General features: G+C 60.4%; 21 protein-coding genes. 7 read left to right on the top strand and 14 right to left on the bottom strand.

Annotation, left to right across the window (positions count from 1 at the left end):
- Window positions 1–152: 152 nt before the first annotated feature.
- The gene (locus tag RE4_RS16695) at window positions 153–1,499 is read left to right on the top strand and encodes a T3SS (YopN, CesT) and YbjN peptide-binding chaperone 1 (RefSeq protein WP_060938985.1); all 1,347 of its coding nucleotides are present in this window, start codon (window positions 153–155) and stop codon (window positions 1,497–1,499) included.
- Window positions 1,500–1,519: 20 nt separating this feature from the next.
- On the opposite strand, the gene RE4_RS16690 is transcribed toward RE4_RS16695, so the two are convergent.
- The 3 genes from RE4_RS16690 to RE4_RS16680 all read right to left on the bottom strand — a co-directional run bounded on the left by RE4_RS16690 (window position 1,520) and on the right by RE4_RS16680 (window position 5,364).
- On the bottom strand, window positions 1,520–2,887 hold the full coding sequence (locus RE4_RS16690; protein ID WP_060938984.1) for an acetamidase/formamidase family protein: 1,368 nt from the start codon (window positions 2,885–2,887) through the stop codon (window positions 1,520–1,522).
- A 113-nt stretch (window positions 2,888–3,000) separates the two neighbouring features.
- Window positions 3,001–4,119, bottom strand: coding sequence for a methyltransferase (locus RE4_RS16685; protein WP_060938983.1), 1,119 nt, complete (start codon window positions 4,117–4,119; stop codon window positions 3,001–3,003).
- 129 nt (window positions 4,120–4,248) lie between these two features.
- Window positions 4,249–5,364 (bottom strand): Glu/Leu/Phe/Val family dehydrogenase, encoded by a 1,116-nt coding sequence (locus tag RE4_RS16680; protein WP_060938982.1) that lies wholly within the window; start codon window positions 5,362–5,364, stop codon window positions 4,249–4,251.
- Between the two features lie 219 nt (window positions 5,365–5,583).
- On the opposite strand from RE4_RS16680, the gene RE4_RS16675 reads away from it, so the two are divergent.
- Both RE4_RS16675 and RE4_RS16670 read left to right on the top strand, forming a co-directional pair.
- Window positions 5,584–6,096, top strand: coding sequence for an Lrp/AsnC family transcriptional regulator (locus RE4_RS16675; protein ID WP_003941343.1), 513 nt, complete (start codon window positions 5,584–5,586; stop codon window positions 6,094–6,096).
- Between the two features lie 46 nt (window positions 6,097–6,142).
- Window positions 6,143–6,604 (top strand): 6,7-dimethyl-8-ribityllumazine synthase, encoded by a 462-nt coding sequence (locus tag RE4_RS16670; protein ID WP_003941401.1) that lies wholly within the window; start codon window positions 6,143–6,145, stop codon window positions 6,602–6,604.
- A 56-nt stretch (window positions 6,605–6,660) separates the two neighbouring features.
- Here RE4_RS16670 and RE4_RS16665 read toward each other — a convergent pair whose 3' ends face one another.
- The 4 genes from RE4_RS16665 to RE4_RS16650 all read right to left on the bottom strand — a co-directional run bounded on the left by RE4_RS16665 (window position 6,661) and on the right by RE4_RS16650 (window position 8,428).
- Window positions 6,661–6,867 (bottom strand): hypothetical protein, encoded by a 207-nt coding sequence (locus RE4_RS16665; RefSeq protein WP_238077044.1) that lies wholly within the window; start codon window positions 6,865–6,867, stop codon window positions 6,661–6,663.
- A gap of 128 nt (window positions 6,868–6,995) precedes the next feature.
- Complete coding sequence (locus RE4_RS16660; protein ID WP_238077041.1) at window positions 6,996–7,496, bottom strand: DUF3558 domain-containing protein; 501 nt, start codon at window positions 7,494–7,496, stop codon at window positions 6,996–6,998.
- 23 nt (window positions 7,497–7,519) lie between these two features.
- Entirely contained in the window at window positions 7,520–7,834 is a 315-nt protein-coding gene (locus RE4_RS16655) for a hypothetical protein (RefSeq protein WP_238077037.1), read from the bottom strand.
- Between the two features lie 99 nt (window positions 7,835–7,933).
- Entirely contained in the window at window positions 7,934–8,428 is a 495-nt protein-coding gene (locus RE4_RS16650; RefSeq protein ID WP_081098387.1) for a DUF3558 domain-containing protein, read from the bottom strand.
- A 213-nt stretch (window positions 8,429–8,641) separates the two neighbouring features.
- On the opposite strand from RE4_RS16650, the gene RE4_RS16645 reads away from it, so the two are divergent.
- The 3 genes from RE4_RS16645 (at window position 8,642) to RE4_RS16635 (ending at window position 12,188) form a co-directional block, all read left to right on the top strand.
- Window positions 8,642–10,318 carry an NAD(P)/FAD-dependent oxidoreductase gene (locus RE4_RS16645; protein WP_060938980.1) on the top strand — a complete coding sequence of 559 codons (1,677 nt, stop codon included), beginning with the start codon at window positions 8,642–8,644 and terminating at the stop codon, window positions 10,316–10,318.
- 9 nt (window positions 10,319–10,327) lie between these two features.
- Complete coding sequence (locus RE4_RS16640) at window positions 10,328–11,764, top strand: ATP-binding protein (RefSeq protein WP_060938979.1); 1,437 nt, start codon at window positions 10,328–10,330, stop codon at window positions 11,762–11,764.
- A gap of 70 nt (window positions 11,765–11,834) precedes the next feature.
- Window positions 11,835–12,188, top strand: coding sequence for a UBP-type zinc finger domain-containing protein (locus RE4_RS16635; RefSeq protein WP_003941317.1), 354 nt, complete (start codon window positions 11,835–11,837; stop codon window positions 12,186–12,188).
- A 1-nt stretch (window position 12,189) separates the two neighbouring features.
- Here RE4_RS16635 and RE4_RS16630 read toward each other — a convergent pair whose 3' ends face one another.
- The 4 genes from RE4_RS16630 to RE4_RS16615 form a co-directional block, all read right to left on the bottom strand.
- The gene (locus tag RE4_RS16630) at window positions 12,190–12,516 is read right to left on the bottom strand and encodes a hypothetical protein (protein ID WP_060938978.1); all 327 of its coding nucleotides are present in this window, start codon (window positions 12,514–12,516) and stop codon (window positions 12,190–12,192) included.
- A gap of 43 nt (window positions 12,517–12,559) precedes the next feature.
- Window positions 12,560–13,051, bottom strand: a complete 492-nt coding sequence (locus tag RE4_RS16625) for a DUF3558 domain-containing protein (protein WP_230091180.1) — start codon at window positions 13,049–13,051, stop codon at window positions 12,560–12,562.
- A gap of 68 nt (window positions 13,052–13,119) precedes the next feature.
- Entirely contained in the window at window positions 13,120–13,473 is a 354-nt protein-coding gene (locus tag RE4_RS31605; RefSeq protein ID WP_232816907.1) for a hypothetical protein, read from the bottom strand.
- A 30-nt stretch (window positions 13,474–13,503) separates the two neighbouring features.
- Window positions 13,504–13,998 (bottom strand): DUF3558 domain-containing protein, encoded by a 495-nt coding sequence (locus RE4_RS16615; RefSeq protein ID WP_051296052.1) that lies wholly within the window; start codon window positions 13,996–13,998, stop codon window positions 13,504–13,506.
- Window positions 13,999–14,174: 176 nt separating this feature from the next.
- Between RE4_RS16615 and RE4_RS16610 the strand changes: the two genes are divergently transcribed.
- Window positions 14,175–15,230: a 2,3-butanediol dehydrogenase gene (locus tag RE4_RS16610; RefSeq protein WP_060938977.1), complete on the top strand. Its 1,056-nt coding sequence runs from the start codon at window positions 14,175–14,177 to the stop codon at window positions 15,228–15,230.
- Here the strand turns inward: RE4_RS16610 and RE4_RS16605 are convergent.
- The 3 genes from RE4_RS16605 to RE4_RS16595 form a co-directional block, all read right to left on the bottom strand.
- Window positions 15,220–15,543 (bottom strand): 4Fe-4S dicluster domain-containing protein, encoded by a 324-nt coding sequence (locus tag RE4_RS16605; RefSeq protein WP_007726052.1) that lies wholly within the window; start codon window positions 15,541–15,543, stop codon window positions 15,220–15,222. The two genes, RE4_RS16610 and RE4_RS16605, sit on opposite strands and share 11 nt — an antisense overlap.
- Window positions 15,540–17,129 carry an FAD-dependent oxidoreductase gene (locus RE4_RS16600; protein WP_060938976.1) on the bottom strand — a complete coding sequence of 530 codons (1,590 nt, stop codon included), beginning with the start codon at window positions 17,127–17,129 and terminating at the stop codon, window positions 15,540–15,542. Before RE4_RS16600 ends, RE4_RS16605 begins: the two co-directional genes overlap by 4 nt.
- Before the next feature lie 124 nt (window positions 17,130–17,253).
- Window positions 17,254–17,499, bottom strand: coding sequence for a hypothetical protein (locus tag RE4_RS16595; protein ID WP_020908376.1), 246 nt, complete (start codon window positions 17,497–17,499; stop codon window positions 17,254–17,256).
- Between the last annotated feature and the right edge of the window lie 175 nt (window positions 17,500–17,674).

The following is a 17,674-nucleotide window of genomic DNA, read 5'->3' as shown; positions in this document are numbered from 1 at the left end:
GCCGCTCTCAAATACCCGATCTACCTGCGACAACCTTCCTAGTCGTCACGGTTCGTGGCGCGCTGCAATCCGGTCGACCGGAAAAGGACAGCAGCATTGTCGGGACCTCGCGATACCGTATAGGTCTGAGCTTTTGCGGAAGGAGGTGGCTGATGAGCGCAATGGGCTTCGATCTCGATGTCAGTGTCGACCGGGCATGGGCAGAATTTCAACGTCGCCTCGGCGATCACATTTCCATCATGGTCGACGGCGACGTGCTTGCCGTGGAATCGTCCACCGGCGACTTCGATCCAGCTGACGGCGCAGCGCCATGTGTTCAGTTCCTCGTGTGGGACGAGAACACAGTCCGCTGCGAGGTTCCTTCCAACGACTTCCTTCATCCGCGCTATCGACTCGAAGATGCCGACGAACAAAAGTTGATCGCACTCGGCTGGAATCCGCCTTCCGAGAATCTCGACGATCCGAACAACTCCCCCGCCTTCTGCGTCGACAAGGCGCAGAACTGGGCCGATCAGCTCGCAGCGATGACTGTCGATGCGTTCCGTGATGTGTTCGGTGTGCAGCACCCGGCTTTTCTATCCAGCGATCTCACCGGCAACGAGCAGACTCCGGATTTCGATCCGTCGGTTGTCGAGTCGACAGAACTTCCGACACTCGACCCCACCGCGGCCTACATGCCCAACGACGTCGACCACCTCAAGGAGTTGGTCACTCTCGCTTTGCTTCCCATGCTCGGCACGCTTCCCGAGCGGGACAGCGACGGCGACATACCAATTCGGGTCGGTTCGACGGTCATGTTCGTCGGTCCGCTTTCCGAGTCCATGGACGTGCAGTTGTTCTCGCCGCTCGTTCAGGACATCAGCAACCGCACTCGTGCAGCCGAGGTCATCGCCGATCTCAACCGCAAATGGTCGCGCATCAAGTTCGTCTTGATCGACGACCGTCTGTCGGTGTTCCTCGAGGTGGCGGGCTCACCATTCGTTCCCAAACAACTCACCGATACGTGCGCAGCCTTGACGTCGTTCCTGCGTACCGTGGACGACGAGTTCGCCGCACGCGTCGGCGGAGACCTCTTCTTCGCGAACAAGAGCGGTGACTCCTCCTCGCTGCAGCCTGATCTGACGGCCGAGGACCTGCCCCCCGAACTCGAGACCCTGCTGCATCTCGATCTGGACGTGGCCGAGGATCTCGACGCGGTAGCCGATGTCTGCGGGCGCGATCGCGATCTGATTCTTCAGCTCCTCCACATCAGTAACGAATGGCAGATTCAGCTCCGCAGTCAGGCGGTGGACGCCCACAGTCGCGGGGACGCCGAAGAGGCTGCAGGATACGAGGATCAGGTCGGCGGGTGGGAACTCATGGTCGACCGTCTTCGGGGGGCTTTGCGACTGGTGGTCCTGCCCAATTCGCGAACCGAGACGCCGGCAAAGCCGCAACCTGAGCAGATGGGCCTGTTTGCCGATCCCTTGCAACAGAGTCTCTTCGACGATCCGTCCTGACACGACGGATCGCCTTCTCGCTATTCGAAGTGGGATTTGAAGATCTGTCCGTGGACGCCCACGGTTCGATCGACTACCTGTGAGACCGTGAAATCGGCTGCGGCAGAAAGATAGGCGTACGCCGTCGCTCGATCCATACCGCGATCATGCTCGAGGAAGTCGAGTGCGTTGACCACCGCACGTCGCATGGCACCGTTGAGGTCACTGTTCTGCCCATCGACCGAACCGTTGGGGTCGGACAGGCCGATCGGAATCCAGGCCTCCTCGGTCTCGGCGAACGGGTATCCGAATGCCACCGATGGGGCGTCACCGGAGTTCTTCTTGCACACGCTCAGTCGGAACGTGCCGCGCAGCGATCCTTCCATCGCCGTCAGCGCCGCCTCACCGTCGCCCATGGCCATGTGTGGGTCACCGACGTAGAAGAGGGCGCCTTCAGCGAATACCGGCAAATAGAAGGTTGATCCGACACCGAGATGCCTGATGTCGATGTTTCCGCCGCCCAGGGTCGGAGGAATGGAGTTCGACGACGGGGACGTCGGGTCGGCATCCGAGGAATAGGCAACTCCCATCATTCCCATGAAGGGTCGCAAGGGAAACCGCACCTTCGACTGTCCGAAAGGCATCACTCCCTTGCCGTCTTCGATCGCCGTGAAGGTGGAAACACCGCCGTACTTCAACGGGTCCTTTGTTGCGCGCCCGTCTGTGGCGACCGGCGGCATGACTTCGTCCAGAGTGATTCCCGCTGGAGCGGTTCCGTCTGCTGTGACGGCGAGAGCGCCCTTGCCATGTCTGCTCGACACAACGCCGTACGGCACGCGGGGAATGGCTTCGAGAGTCTCGATCTTGAGTACGTCTCCAGGCTGGGCGCCTTCGACGAAGACCGGGCCGGTGACGACGTGCGGTCCGTCCTTGTCGAAGTTTCGTTCGGTTCGGTTGTATTCGGCCGCAACGGCAATCGCATCTTCGAGCACGTCCTTCTCGGAAACGCCTTTGCTACCGAAGTATTCGAGAGGATTGCGCCCTTGATCCTCGAGAATTCCCTCGTGCGAGAGGGCGTCGATCGTGACGGTCTGACCCGACTTCATCCGCATCACCTCGCGGGTGTGGATGTTGGGCACATAACCCCACATGACGTCCGACGGATCCGAACTCAGATAGTGATCGCCACTGACGTTTCCGCTGCCCGGTTGCAGAATCGGAATGCCATCGGCGAACGGTAGTGCAGAGGAGGACGATCCAGCCGGCGACGCGTTCGAGTGCGCGCATCCCGAAGCCACACCGGCAACGCCTACTCCCGCACCGAGGGCAGCGACTGCCCTCATGAATCCGCGTCGGCCAAGACCTTTCGTCAGATCTTCGGCTGCGTTGCGGGCAAGAGTGTTTTCCATCGAGATTCCTCCGGAGTGCGTGACGATGTGCGACTGCGAAGAAAGCTAGACCCGATTTGTTACTCGTTCATTACCATTTCATGGCAGGGAAATGCCGTTGACTGAGAATGAATTCAGCGATGGCGAAGCCGCCACAGCGAGGTCGTCTCTCGTGCCCGGGCGGCGTGAAGCGCATCGGTTCGGTCACTGACCTTTGCGTGCGTCGGTTTGACGTCGATGCGATCGACAACAGTGAGCCCACCGGCCGCAATCAGGTCGTGTAGTTCGGATCGCGTTCGGAGACCGAGGTGTTCGGCAATGTCCGAGAGGATCAGCCACGCTTCTCCCCCGTCGTCCAGATGCGCTGCGACACCCGTCAGGAAGCCCTTCAGCATCGCTCCAGCAGGGTCGTAGACGGCGTATTCGATGGGCGAGGTGGCCTTGGCCGGAATCCAGGGAGGATTGCAGACCACCAACGGAGCGGTGCCTTCGGGGAAGAGGTCTGCTTCCACCACGTTCACCTGATCGCCGTAGCCAAGCCGCGAGAGGTTGGTGCGCGCGCATTGCAATGCCCGGGGGTCCTGGTCGGTGGCCGTCACTGTCTGAACTCCACGCCGCGCCAGGACGGCAGCAAGAACGCCGGTACCTGTTCCGATATCGAAAGCAGATTCCGTCGACGGTAGCGGAGCAGACGCGACAAGATCGACATACTCCCCGCGGACGGGTGAGAACACTCCGAAGGCGGGATGCACTCGTGCGTCGAGAGCCTCGATGAAAACACCTTTGCGGTGCCACTCGTGAGCGCCGATCGCGCCGAGGATGTCACGCAACGAGCGAACCGAAGGCTCACCGGTAATCCCGAAGGCTTCGGTCAACGCTACTTGCGCGTCCGGGGCTCGCCGGAGTGGCATCGACAGATCTGCGTCCAAGGGAATGAGCAGCATGCCGAGGATCTGCGCGCGGCGTCCTTGGGTCTGCCGGTGGAGATGGAAGGCTTTGGCTGGGTCGTCGGACGCTCGGCGCGGCTTGCGGTCGATGCGCGACGCGACGGCCTTCGACAGTTGGCGAGCGTTCTGAAAATCTCCGCGCCACAACAACGCCGTGCCTTCGCATGCCAAGCGATAGGCGTCGTCGGCCTTCATCGTGTCGTCGGCGACGACGATGCGCTTGGGCACCGGGGCGTTGCTCGTCGAACCCCAACGGGCCGATTGCTCGGCGTCGTTCTCGGTCCACACTGCGAATTGTTCAGTCATGTAAGCCCTTCCGGCGTCCGACGCATAGCGGCCGGTCTACCGGCTGATGTGGTCCAGATCTGCAAAATCTGCTCGTCTGGTGTCCACACTAGTCGGGACCGGCCGCGCTACATGACTGCGAGAGGGATGTCAGCCCTTGGCTACGCGAGCTGCCTCGGCGATCCGAGCCTCGGCGACCGCGTCAGCAGCCTCGCCGGCGAGGATCCCGTCGTTCTTCGACTTCGCGAAGATCTCGGTGACCGTGTCGAAGATCTTCTCGACCTTGAGCTTGACCTCTTCGGCCGAGTTGCCCTTCAGCTCGCCGGCAACCTGGATGAGGCCGCCGCCGTTGGCGACGTAGTCGGGGGTCCAGGTGATGCCGCGGTCGCGGAGGATGTTCTCGACCTCGGGCACGGTGAGCTGGTTGTTGGCAGCGCCGCAGACAACCTCGGCCTTGATCGAGCGTGCGGTCGTGTCGGTGAGGGTTGCGCCCATCGCACACGGTGCGTAGACGTCGAGATCGGCGTCGATGATGCTGTCGACGATGCTCACCTGCGGGAAGTCAGCCTTGACGCGGTCGAGTGCTCCGGCGTTGACGTCGGTCGCCAACACGGTTGCGCCGTCTGCGAGGAGAAGCTTGATCAGCTCGTAGCCGACCTTGCCTGTGCCCTCGACACCAACAGTCTTGCCTGCGAGCGACGGAGTGCCCCAATGCGACTGTGCCGCGGCGCGCATCGACTGGAAAACGCCGAGGGCCGTCATCGGAGCGCTGTCACCGGAACCGCCGACCGTAGCGTTGCGGCCGACGACGAAGTCGGTGTTACGACCGATGATGTCAAGATCGTTGGAGTTGGTTCCGACATCACCAGCGGTGATGTAGCGGCCGCCGAGGGTCTGGACGAATTTTGCGTAGGCGCCGAGCAATTCGTCGGTCTTGGCCGTTGCGGGGTCGCCGATGATGACAGCCTTGCCGCCGCCGAGGTCCACGCCGGCAACCGCAGCCTTGTAGGTCATTCCGCGCGAGAGGCGCAAAACGTCTGTGACTGCGGCAGATTCGTCGGAGTACGGGTAGAAGCGCGTTCCGCCGAGCGCGGGGCCGAGCGTCGTGGAGTGGATGGCGACGATGGCCTTGAGGCCGCTCGCGGGATCCTGGAAGAAGCTCACCTGCTCGTGGGGGTAATCGCGCAGGTAGTCGGCGCGATCGAACACGCCCGCAGTGTCGTCATGGGAAACAACAGAGTTCACGGGCTCGGCGGTGAGAGTCATTGTGGGATAGACCTTTCCGAAGGATAAACGGGGTGCAGTCGAAACATTGGGACGAAATGGCCGTTGGGTACTATTGGGGACAAATAACCCAAAGAGAATCCCGCTGAGCAATTCGTGGAACCAATGCTCTGCCTGAGCTACGATTTGGTCAATGCAAATCTCTTGAACTAGTCAATTCGATCATCCAGTGACCCATATCACTGAGGAGAGGTTCACAAAGTGCTCAGCATCGACAAGCTCGACGTCCAGTTGCTCGGACTGCTCAGCAAGGACTCGAGGATGAGTGTGGCCGAGTTGGCCAACTCGTTGGGCGTCGCCCGCAACACCGTCCAGTCGCGAATGAAGCGCATGGAATCCAACGGACTTCTCACCGGGTTTCGGCCGAATCTCAATCTCCCCGAGGTCGGTATCCCGATTCAGGCATTTGTCGGTCTGGAACTCGAGCAGGGCAAGATCAGCGCAGTCGCTCGGAGTCTGACCGAGTTGCCCGAGGTGATCGAAATTCACGCCACAACTGGTCGCGAGGATTTGCTCGTTCGCGTCGCCACCTCGACGCACGCGGCCCTGCAGAAGTTGGCCGAGCAGATCGTGTCACTTCCAGGCGTCACGCATTCGACCACGACCATCGCTCTGACCAATCCCCTTCCGTATCGAATTCAGCCTCTCCTCGAGCACCTCACCAATGACGCCGGATGGGGTCGTTCGACCGCCTTCCCCCGTCAGCAGGACTAGGACGGGTGGTCGCGTCGATGCTTCCCAGTGCGCTAGTTTCATGGTTATGAGTGAGATCCAGGGACAGCGCATCGCGTTCATTCAGGCGACGTGGCATCGCAACATCGTCGACCGTGCACGCGACGGATTCACCGACGCGATCGTCGAGCTCGGTTACCCCAAGGACACGGTTGATTTCTTCGAGGTACCGGGAGCTTTCGAGATCCCCCTGCACGCCCGGCGGTTGGCCAAGACCGGCCGCTACCAGGCGATCGTTGCCGCAGGTCTGGTCGTCGACGGCGGTATCTACCGGCATGACTTCGTGGCGACGGCTGTCATCGACGGTCTGATGCGCGTGCAGCTCGACACCGACGTTCCGGTCTTCTCGGTGGTCTTGACGCCGCATCACTTCCACGAGCACGCCGAGCACGTCGACTACTTCAGCACGCATTTCGTGAAGAAGGGCGCCGAGGCTGCTCGCGCGGTCGACGCCACCGTCAAGTCGTTGAAGGCCCTGCCCACCAGCTAGTCGTTACCCAAGTCTCGCTGAGTCGAATGCCATCGGCTCAGCGAGATTTTTTGTGTCTATCGAGGGGTGTCGACGCTCGCCAGTGCAGAGGCATTCGAGTCGTCGACTTCGCCGTAGCGGTCGACGCATTGCTGGAAGAAGTCCCGCATCTCGGTGACCACCTGGATGTGGCTGTTCAATGACTTCTCCAACGAATCTTCACCGCCGACGGCCTTCTTGGAGAACTTCGCGGCGAGGTCCTGCCCTGACTTGAGTGTTCCCATCCCCTTCACGTCTCCGATTCGCTCACACATGAGCACCATCGCTCGCAGCTCGTCGAGCAACGAATTACAAGCACATACAATCGGTTTCGCAACCTCGGGCTCGACAATCACAAGCCCCCTCGCCGTGCTCACCGCGGGAGGTTCCCGTCGAGGTGTTCTGCGACGTCTGCAACCAATTCACACGCCGACTCTTGGTGCGTGACCCCGGCCTTTGCTTCGACATTTACCCACACCGAACCCTGCGTTGCCGCAAAAGCCACATAGCACCCATCGGCTGCTGCATCGCTTCCTCGCTGGAACCGGATACCCGCGCGATCGCCAATCGTCATTTCAACAAACTCCGCATAATCCGGGTTTCGGGTCACCTCAATCTGGGTGTATCGGTTGGAGAGAACTGACACGAAAAACCACGTTCCCGTCCATGAGCAAATTCTCCATCCAGGCTGCTCAACTCCCGCTATATCAACTTCCTCGGTAGCCGGATCAAGCCCCACTTCTTCCAGAACCGAGTCCGGGATGTCCTTGCACGGATCGAACAAACCCTCTTGACCCGACGCAGGCTGCGGCGACCCTTGTACCGACGCGCCACACCCGGCTGCCAGTGCGCCCGCGAACAGAACGGCCACCACACTGCGGGCCTTCATCCGAAAACTCACGAGCCTGGAAGGTCCTGTCCTGCAAGCATGACTGCGTTGGAAGCATCGACACCGCTGTAGCTGTCCAGACACTTCTGAAAGAAGTCCCGCATCTCGGTGACCACCTGGATGTGGCTGTTCAACGACTTCTCCAACGAATCCTCGCCGCCGACGGCCTTCTTGGAGAATTTCGCGGCGAGGTCGATTCCAGATTGGAGCGTCCCCATCCCTTTAGCGTCCTTCACAACTTCTACGCTTCGAAGCGCTGCCGCCAGTTCATCGAGCAGCGCCTTGCAAGCCGAAGCCATCCTTGCAGCCGTGTCGAAATCCAAGGCGAAATGATCAGAACTCAGTCCAGTCATCGTTCCCATCCGGTCCACTCCGGGGCGAGTGCTCGCTCGCCCAAAATCAACATTGGTGCAAATCCAGCGCTATCTAGGCAAGGCGCCCAACAATGTGTGTGCGTACTCAGACGCGAGACCACACGTCGAGCCTTCCTGCTCTGCAATACCTTTCGTGTCGACCACGATCCAGATTGAACCCTGTTTCGCTTCCAACGCGATATAACACTTGTCGATTCTGACGTCTGAAGCTCGGTGGTACTGAACGCCACGACGCTCGTTCAAAGAGATCTCTTCAAAGCCGGTGTAGTCGGGGTTCTTCTTGGCATCGTCCACGGTGAAGCGGTTCGAGTAAATAATCAGGTAGTACCACGGTTCTGTCCACGAACAGATCTTCCAGCCGGGTTGTTCGACGCCCTCGATGTCAACTTCCTCGGTAGCCGGATCAAGCCCCACTTCTTCCAGAACTGAGTCCGGAATGTCCTTGCATGGATCGAACAAACCCTCTTGGCCGGATGCAGGCTCAGCCGCCCCCTCCACGACTGAGCTGCATCCTGCCGCAGCCCACACCAACATCCCAGCCATGAGCAGTCGCCCAACCCCCACCGACCCCCGCATGGCACCCCCTGTTGATGTGGACCCACTCTATTGGATGCATCGGAGGCTCGATCGGTTCCCGCAATCTTGAAATTCCCAGGTCACGATCGCTGGTTCACTCAGAGCGCATCTCCAGCGATTGACGCTCAGCTCAGCAGTCGCATACTGGAGAGGTTGACTACAACTTCGGGAAGGCACCGAGTGAGCGCACCGAAAGCCCCGGCCAAACCAGCGATCCTCAGCGTCGACGACGATCCTGGTGTTTCGCGTGCCGTCGTTCGAGACCTCCGCAAGCGGTACGGAGAGAAGTACCGAATCATTCGTGCGGAGTCCGGCGACCAGGCTCTCGAGACCTTGCGCGAAATGAAACTTCGCGGCGATGCAGTCGCTGTGATCGTCGCCGATTACCGCATGCCCGGTTTGAGTGGAATCGAGTTCCTCGAACAGGCAATGGACCTGTATCCCGTAGCTCGTCGCGTTCTCCTCACCGCGTACGCCGATACTGATGCTGCGATCGACGCCATCAACGTAGTCGACCTCGACCACTACCTCCTCAAGCCTTGGGATCCGCCGGAGGAGAAGCTGTACCCCGTCATCGATGCGCTGCTCGATGCCTGGGCAAGCTCGAGTCATCACCCCGCCGAGGAAACAAAGGTGATCGGCCATCGTTGGTCCGAGCGATCATCCGACGTTCGAGAGTTCTTGGCACGCAACCAACTTTCCTATCGCTGGTACATGTCGGACGAACCCGAAGGACAACGACTGCTCTCGGCTGCCGGTACCGACGAACTGCGGCTTCCCGTCGTCATCGCATCCAATGGGGATGTCCTCGTCGAGCCCACTGACGCCGAACTTGCCGACAAACTCGGGTTGAGTACTACTCTCTCCGAAGACTTTTACGATCTCGTTGTCATCGGCGGCGGCCCTGCGGGTCTGGGAGCTGCTCTGTACGGCGCTTCGGAGGGGCTTCGGACGGTTCTCATCGAACGGCGGGCGACTGGCGGTCAGGCCGGCCAGAGTTCACGAATCGAGAACTACCTGGGCTTCCCCGACGGAGTCTCCGGCGCACAGTTGGCCGATCGGGCGAGGCGCCAGGCAACCAAGTTCGGCGCCGAAGTCATCACCGCGCGAGACGTCACCGGTTTGGAAATCAACGGCTCGGCCCGCACCGTGCGTTTCGACGACGGTTCGTCGGTCGACGCCCACTCGGTCATCTTGGCGACAGGTGTTTCCTATCGCCAACTTTCGGCGCCGGGGCTCGATACATACACTGGCCGAGGGGTCTACTACGGGTCAGCTGTCACCGAAGCTGCACGGTGCAGCGAGCAGGATGTATACATAGTCGGCGGCGCCAATTCGGCAGGCCAAGCTGCGGTCTATCTCTCCCGCGGAGCTAGGTCCGTCACCATTCTCATTCGCGGCAACTCGCTCGAAGCCTCGATGTCCTACTACCTGATTCAGCAGATCGAAAAGAATCCGAAGATCACCGTGCGCACGTGCACGGAGGTAGTCGGCGCTGAGGGTGACGATCACCTCGAACGAATCACACTGCGTAACAGAGCCACCGGAGAAGAAGACACTGTCGATGCTCAGTGGTTGTTCATCTTCATCGGTGCCGCTCCCCTGACCGACTGGCTCGGAGACGTGGTGGTCCGCGACGGAAATGGCTTCGTTCTTGCCGGCCCGGACCTTCCGTCCGAAGGCGTCACACCGGACGGGTGGCCGCTCGACCGCGCACCACATCATCTCGAAACCAGTGTCCCCGGAGTTTTTGTCGCCGGGGACGTACACGCCGAATCGGCCAAGCGCGTCGCGTCGGCCGTCGGAGAGGGCGCGATGGCCGTGATGTTCGTCCACCGCTATCTCGCTCAACAATAGGGAGATTCGATGTCCATTCCTGAATGCAGCCCCGACCTGCTCCGCACCCTGTTCCTGTTCGAGAAGCTCACCGACGATCAACTCGAATCACTGTGCCAGGCAGGCCATATCACCGAGATCGATCGAGGTCAGGTCTACCTCGAAGGTGAGCCTGCCACCTGCTTCTACGTCCTCATCGAGGGCGAGGTTGTGCTGTCCAAGCTGTCGGGCGGCGAAGACATCGAGATCAACAGGACCACCCAGCGCGGCGTCTACTCGGGAGGCTGGACGGCGTATCTCGGCGATCGTGTACCGCAGGTCTACGCGGGGTCGATGCGAGTGACGACTCCTTCGACGTTTTTCGTCCTGGACGCCGACAAGTTCGGCAACGCGATGCGCGAGTGGTTTCCAATGGCGGTTCATCTACTCGAAGGTGTTTTCTTCGGCAAGAAGAACACTCAGCAGATCATCGATCAGCGAGAGCGACTCCTTGCACTCGGATCACTGTCGGCCGGGTTGACTCACGAGCTCAATAACCCTGCAGCCGCAGCGGTTCGAGCGACAGCCTCTTTGCGCGAGCGTGTCGCAGGCATGCGTCACAAACTGGGGATGGTTGCATCGGGCACCTACGACCGCGATGCCCTCGTCACTCTCATGCGACTTCAAGAGGAAGTTGCAGAGGTTGTCGCCAAGGCGCCGACGCTCACTCCCCTCGAAGCCTCGGATCGAGAGGATTCGTTGGGTGAATGGTTCGAGGATCATTCGATTCGAGAGGGTTGGGATCTGGCTCCGACCTTCGTGCAGGCTGGTCTCGATACCGCTTGGCTCGAGAATGTTGCTGCAGCCGTAGACGAGTCGGTGCTAGAAGGCGCAATTCGCTGGCTGAATTACACCATCGAATCCGAACTCCTGATGAACGAGATCGCCGACTCCACAACGAGGATTTCGACTCTCGTCGGTGCAGCCAAACAGTATTCTCAGATGGACCGCGCGCCCTTCCAGACCATCGATGTCCACGAACTACTTGACAGCACGTTGATCATGTTGGGGCAAAAGATCGGAAGCGGAATCGACGTCGTCAAGGAATACGACCTCGCGCTGCCACCGATCGACGCCTACGCCGCCGAACTCAATCAGGTGTGGACCAACCTGATCGACAATGCGGTGTCTGCCATGGACGGATCGGGAACACTCACCGTTCGGACAAGCCGCGATGGCGACCGCGTGTGCATCGAGATCTGCGACACCGGCGCCGGGATTCCCGATGACGTCATCGACAGGATCTTCGAACCCTTCTTCACGACTAAGCCTGTCGGTGAGGGAACCGGTCTCGGCCTTGATATTTCGTGGCGAATTGTGGTCGGCAAGCATCGTGGTGAGCTTCGGGTCACGTCTGAGCCCGGTAACACCCGGTTCAGAGTTTTGCTGCCCATCGCGGGCCCACCGCGGGATACGCGCGACGACTAGTCGCCCTTGCACGGCCGGTAGGCAAAGCGCACGATGAAATGACCGACTTCAGTCAGCGAGAGGGTGGACCATGACCGACGGACTTCCAGCGGGGATCGATCCGAGTGTGCCGCCCAGTGGCGCGGGATGCGTTGAATGCGATGCGAGCGGCGGTTGGTGGGTGCACCTGCGTCGATGCGCGCAATGCGGTCACGTGGGGTGTTGCGACTCCTCACCGTCACAGCACGCGAGCAAGCATGCGGCCTCGACAAAGCATCCGTTCATGCAGAGCTACGAACCCGGTGAGGATTGGTTCTGGAGCTTCGAAACCAACGAGGCGTACGACGGACCTGAATTGGCGGCGCCCACTTCACATCCCGTAGATCAGCCGACGCCGGGACCTAAGGGTCGTGTCCCAGCCGATTGGCAGCAACACATCCACTGACTCAGTTCGGTTGGTCGATCGACCTCAAAGTCGAGACGTTCGACGACTCCTGATCCAATGCGTTGTCGATGCAGGCTTGAAACTGAGCCTGCATTGCCTCCACGACCGCGATATGACTCGCCAACACATCGACGAGCGCGTCGTGGCCACCGACGGCCTTCTCCTCGAACTTAGCCTGTAGGGCCTGTGCGGATCCTAGGGTTCCAAACCCTGTCAATTGACCGAGTAGTGCGGCGGAGTTCAATGCTGCCTCGAACTGCGTGCGGAGTTCAGTGCAAGCCGCGATCAGCTCGCCGGCGACTTTGGCATCGAGATACAAATTCGACATGTGACTCCTGTATTCGAGGGTGTAGCTGCAATCAGGACCGCTGTCACGGGAGCAATGGAATCACTGTCTCGGCGATTCGTTCCACCAGCGTGCACGGCGTCTCGGGGCGCGCCACACCGACCTTGGCGCCGACGCGGATCATCGCAGTGGATTGAGAGGTCGCGAAGGCGACGTTGCAAGCAGAATCTGTTTTGTCATTGCGTTCCTGGTATTTCAGAACTTCGCGCCCGGCGATTTGGGCTCGATGAAGGTCGCGCATGACTGGATTCTGTTCGACCTCTACGAGCGAATGATCGGTCGATGTCAGAGACAAGAAGTACCACTCACCGTTCCACGAGCAAATGTTGAAACCATCGATATGCGTGTCAACGATGTCAACCTCTTTTGTTGCCGGGTCAACTCCGACTTTCTCCAATTCCTCATTGCTGAGAACCTCACACGGATCAAACATCCCAATCACATCGACAGGGAAAGCCTCGCCCTCGACCGTCGAGGAACAACCCCCAACCAACAGCGCGGCCGCGACCAAGACCACGGCACCCCTCACTCCCACAGCACTCCCCCTCATTCGCTGCCCGGACACTCCAGCGACACTTCGCTGCCTCAATTTGGCAGGTCGACCGACCTCAAAGTCGACACGTTCGACGACTCCTGATCCAATGCGTTGTCGATGCAGGCTTGAAACTGAGCCTGCATTGCCTCCACGACCGCGATATGACTCGCCAACACATCGACGAGCGCATCGTGGCCACCGACGGCCTTCTCCTCGAACTTCGTCTGAAGCGCTCGACCTGATGCGAGCGTCCCTAAACCACCAACCCAACTCAGTTTCGCAGCAGCAACAGACAAATGCTCCAACGTCATTTGGTATTCGCCGCATGCCGTAACTAGCAATCGCGCCGTGTCCGGATCCAGCGAGAACGAAACCTCGGCCCCGGAGTCCTCATTTGAACTCATGCGTAGCACCACCTTCATCAAGCGAGCGATTCATCTGGGGAGCTCCGGGAAGAGTTTGTCGGTAATCGTCGAGGCGAGGCCACACGGGTCGATTGGCGTCTCACCGAAATCTGGGGCGATCCGCACGATCAGCACCCCCTGATTGGTCGTCCAAGCTACAGAGCAAATCTGTCCGGTCGCATCGTCACGCTGCCCGAATTTGATAGCAGGGCCGCCATGAACATTCGCAGCCCTTACATCGGCATTGTTGGTGTTCGCTTCGACTTCGTCGAGAGTGTGGTCAGTTGACCAGACGCTCAGCGAAATTCCCGTCCCATCCCATGAGCAGATTTCAAATCGTGGAATCTGAACTCCAAGAATCCCGCGTTCCTCAGTCGCCGGATCAACGCCGACATACCGCAAGGCGCTGTCGCTAATGCCGCCACAAGGGTCAAATAGCCCAACAGCCTCGTCGGCTCGTACTGCATGCCCCTCGACCGTCGAGGAACAACCCCCAACCAACAGCGCGGCCGCGACCAAGACCACTGCACCCCTCACTCCCACAGCACTCCCCCTCGTTCGCGACCCGCTCACAGTATTGGACGCTCCCCAGCACCGATCGGTTCCACCCCATTGCATTCCGTTGCAACCCTTCACCCACGCCGACAATCGGCCTAACGTCGATCTACCAGGGGATTCACAACGAAGTGAGGTGCGGATCAATGAAGGCAGCACGGTTCCACGGGCAGAAAGACATCCGGATCGAAGAGATCCCTGAGCCCGAATTGCGGCCAGGAACAGTCAAGCTGAAGGTCGCATGGTGCGGAATCTGCGGCACCGATCTCCACGAGTACCTCGAGGGACCGATCTTCATCTCCGCACCCGGACACCCGCATCCACTCTCACACGAGAATGCGCCGGTCACGATGGGCCACGAGTTCTCCGGCACCGTCGAAGAGGTCGGCGAAGGTGTGACGGACGTCGAGGTCGGTGAAAATGTTGTCGTCGAGCCGTACTTCGTCTGCAACGAGTGCGCCCCGTGCAAGGCGGGCAACTACCACCTGTGTACGAAGATGGGGTTCATCGGCTTGGCCGGCGGCGGTGGCGGACTCAGCGAGAAGGTCGTCGTCGACCGTCGCTGGATCCACAAGATCGGCAACATCCCGCTCGACGAGGCAGCTCTCATCGAACCGTTGAGCGTCGCCCATCACGCAGTCGTGCGCAGTGGAGCCGAAAGCGGCAACGTCGCCATCGTGGGCGGAGCCGGTCCGATCGGACTCCTCGTTGCGGCAGTTCTCAAAGGGCTGGGTGTCACGACGATCGTCACCGAACTCAGCGAAGCCCGCAAGGCCAAGGCGCTCTCCAGTGGCGTGGCCGACTACGTCATCGATCCCACCACCGAAGACGTCAAAGCGCGCGTCCTCGAACTCAGCGGAGGCATCGGCGCAGACATCGGCTTCGAGTGCGCAGGCGTCAACGCGGTCCTCGACACCATGCTCGACACGGTCCGGCCTGCTGGAGTTGTTGTCAACGTGTCGATTTGGGGCAAGCCCGCGACCGTCGACATGCAGAAGCTGGTCCTCAAGGAAATCGATCTACGCGGAACCATCGCGTACGTACGTGACCATGAGGCGGTCATCAAGATGGTCCAGGACGGTGTCGTCGATCTGGCGCCATTCATCACCGGTCGTATTCAGCTCGAAGAATTGATCTCCGAAGGATTCACCACTCTGATCGAGCACAACGACACTGCAGTCAAGATTCTCGTCAGGTCGTAACCGGACGGGGCACCTCCGGGCCCACCGCAGTCAGCGACCCAGGTGCCCGCCCTTTGCCCCATCCGATCTTCTCTCGGTAGCGGCCGATGTGATCGTCCTCGATCACATCGGCCGTTTCCAACGGCGTGGATTGCGGATGCACATACAGCGCATCCGTCGGGCAATATGCCTCACACATGAAGCAGGTCTGGCAATCCGATTGGCGCGCAATCACCGGGACGCCCGACGGCGTCCGATCGAAAACATCTGTAGGACACACATCTACGCACTTGTCGCAGCCGATGCAGTCAGGCGCGGACACCAGCTCGATCATGACGCCACCAGTGCAGACCCGACAGATTCAGAAGTCCGGGTCCACACCGAATCCAAACCGCCGGTGAGGACGTGATGGTGCTGCGTCACATCGAGTTCGGGATAATCGTCCCGCTTGCTCATTCCCCGAGTCTCGGTCCGCGCCAACGTCGAGTGGTACATCCAGCGACCGACGGCCGTGATCGCGGCAGCCTGCCGCGCCGCCATCCGACCTGCTGGATCCGCGCCCAGATCCGCACTCACTGCACCCCACAGCGATTCGAGCTCAGCGAGCGCTGCGGATACCCGATCACCGCTGCGGAGGTAGTTCTTGTCGAAGGGAATCAGCTGCGCTTGAGCAGCTTTCACCACATCGTCGGCAGCAAACCCGGTTCGTACCGGATTACGCAATCCGACGGTTCCGGCTCCGCGAAGACCACTGGTAGACCCACGTCCGACCGACAGCGCATAGCGCGCAGCACCGGTTCCTGCCCATGAACCAGAAGACATCGCCCACGCGGCGTTGTGACTTCCCCCGCCGGTAAACCCTCCGCAGATTCGCTCTCGGGTCGCAGCGTCCCCGGCGGCAAACAGACCTGGAACGGATGACGCGCAATCGTCATCGACGACGTTGATTCCCCCAGTGCCGCGCACCGTGCCTTCAGCGAGCATGCCGACCTCGAATTTGTCGGTGAAGGGATCGATTCCGCGGCGATCGAATTGCAGGAAGAAGTTGGGTTGCCCCAGCCTCATTCGACGCTGCACCTCAGCGTCGGCCCGATCGATCTGCGCGAAGACCGGCTCGTTCCGCAACGTGCTGGCGATGACGGACCTCCCCTTCGCCGAACCGGCACCTTCGAGCACGCTTCCGTCTGCGTGAAAGAACGTCGCGTACGCGTAGTAAGCCGTCTTGGTGATCGTCGATCCGGCCGCCGCGATCCCGTACGCGTTCGAGAACTCCATGCCGGAGAACTCCGCTCCGACTTCGGCTGCCATCAATGCACCGTCACCGGTATCGACATTGGTGCCCAGCGCACCGGACAGAAACGCACAACCTCCGCTGGCGACCACTACCGCGCCTGCCGAGACGCGGTAGTCCTGATGTTCGTGACGCTGGTATCCGGCGACTCCGCGAACTCGGCCCTCGCCGTCCACCAACAACTCCAGTGCCGGCGAATGGTCGAGGATCCGCACCCCGGCTCGACGAATCCAGGTGCGCATCCGTCGCATGTATTCAGGTCCCTGCAAGCCGGTACGTATCTGCTTGCCCGTGCTGGGGTCGACGGGGAACGGATATCTACCCTCCACCGCGAGGAGATCCATGTTGGAGTAGGTCTGCTCGAGGACGCGGTCCATCCAATGGTGGTCGGCCAGATATCCGCCGAGCGCCTCACGACCGGCCTTTGCCCGCTCACGGGCAGTCGTATCCGGCTCGACGTACCAAACACCCGTTCCGGATGGGGCCGTCGCGCCACTCGTTCCGCAGTATCCCTTGTCGACCAGGACGACGTCTGCACCGGCCTTGGCCGCACGCAACGCCGCCCACGCGCCGGCGGGGCCACCACCGATCACCAATACATCGGTGGAGAGTTCGAGGACGTCCGTCACTGGCCAGCTCCTGTCAGAGGTCTACGCAACACTTCTGTTGCCGCAATATTCCTCGAACGAACTACCCAGCGCCACAGTCAGAATCACTGTGAACTCAACCAGTCACCGCCGCATCGGCAGAGCGCTACGACGCTTCCCTCTCCTCATCGGTGCACAACGCGGAGTACTTGGCGAAGGCTTCCTGCAAGGTCAGCGATTTGCGTCGCTCGGCGATGTCGCGGGGCTTTCCCTGTGCAACACATCGACGAGCATGCTCGATCACAGCTTCACGAATGACGCTGGAAATGTCCGCGCCCGTGAGCTCTTGGAGGGTCTCTAGGGCCCTCAGTTCCTCTACGTCGAATCTCACCGTTACCGATCGTCTAGCCACGCTCAGGATGTTACTTGCGGGTACACCAAATTTGGTGAGTTACATATGCGTCGAGTCGAATATCTTTGGGCGCCAAAACCTTCGAATTCCGATCTACGTGGGTATATAGTTTTCCACTCACGGCACTCATGTAATGCAACGCACACGACGCTAGCCAGCGTGCCGACGGACACTG

Origin of the sequence: Rhodococcus erythropolis NBRC 15567 (assembly GCF_001552595.1) — a bacterium.
Taxonomy (GTDB): Bacteria; Actinomycetota; Actinomycetes; order Mycobacteriales; family Mycobacteriaceae; genus Rhodococcus_F; species Rhodococcus_F erythropolis.
This window is presented reverse-complemented; position numbering and strand designations above follow the sequence as displayed.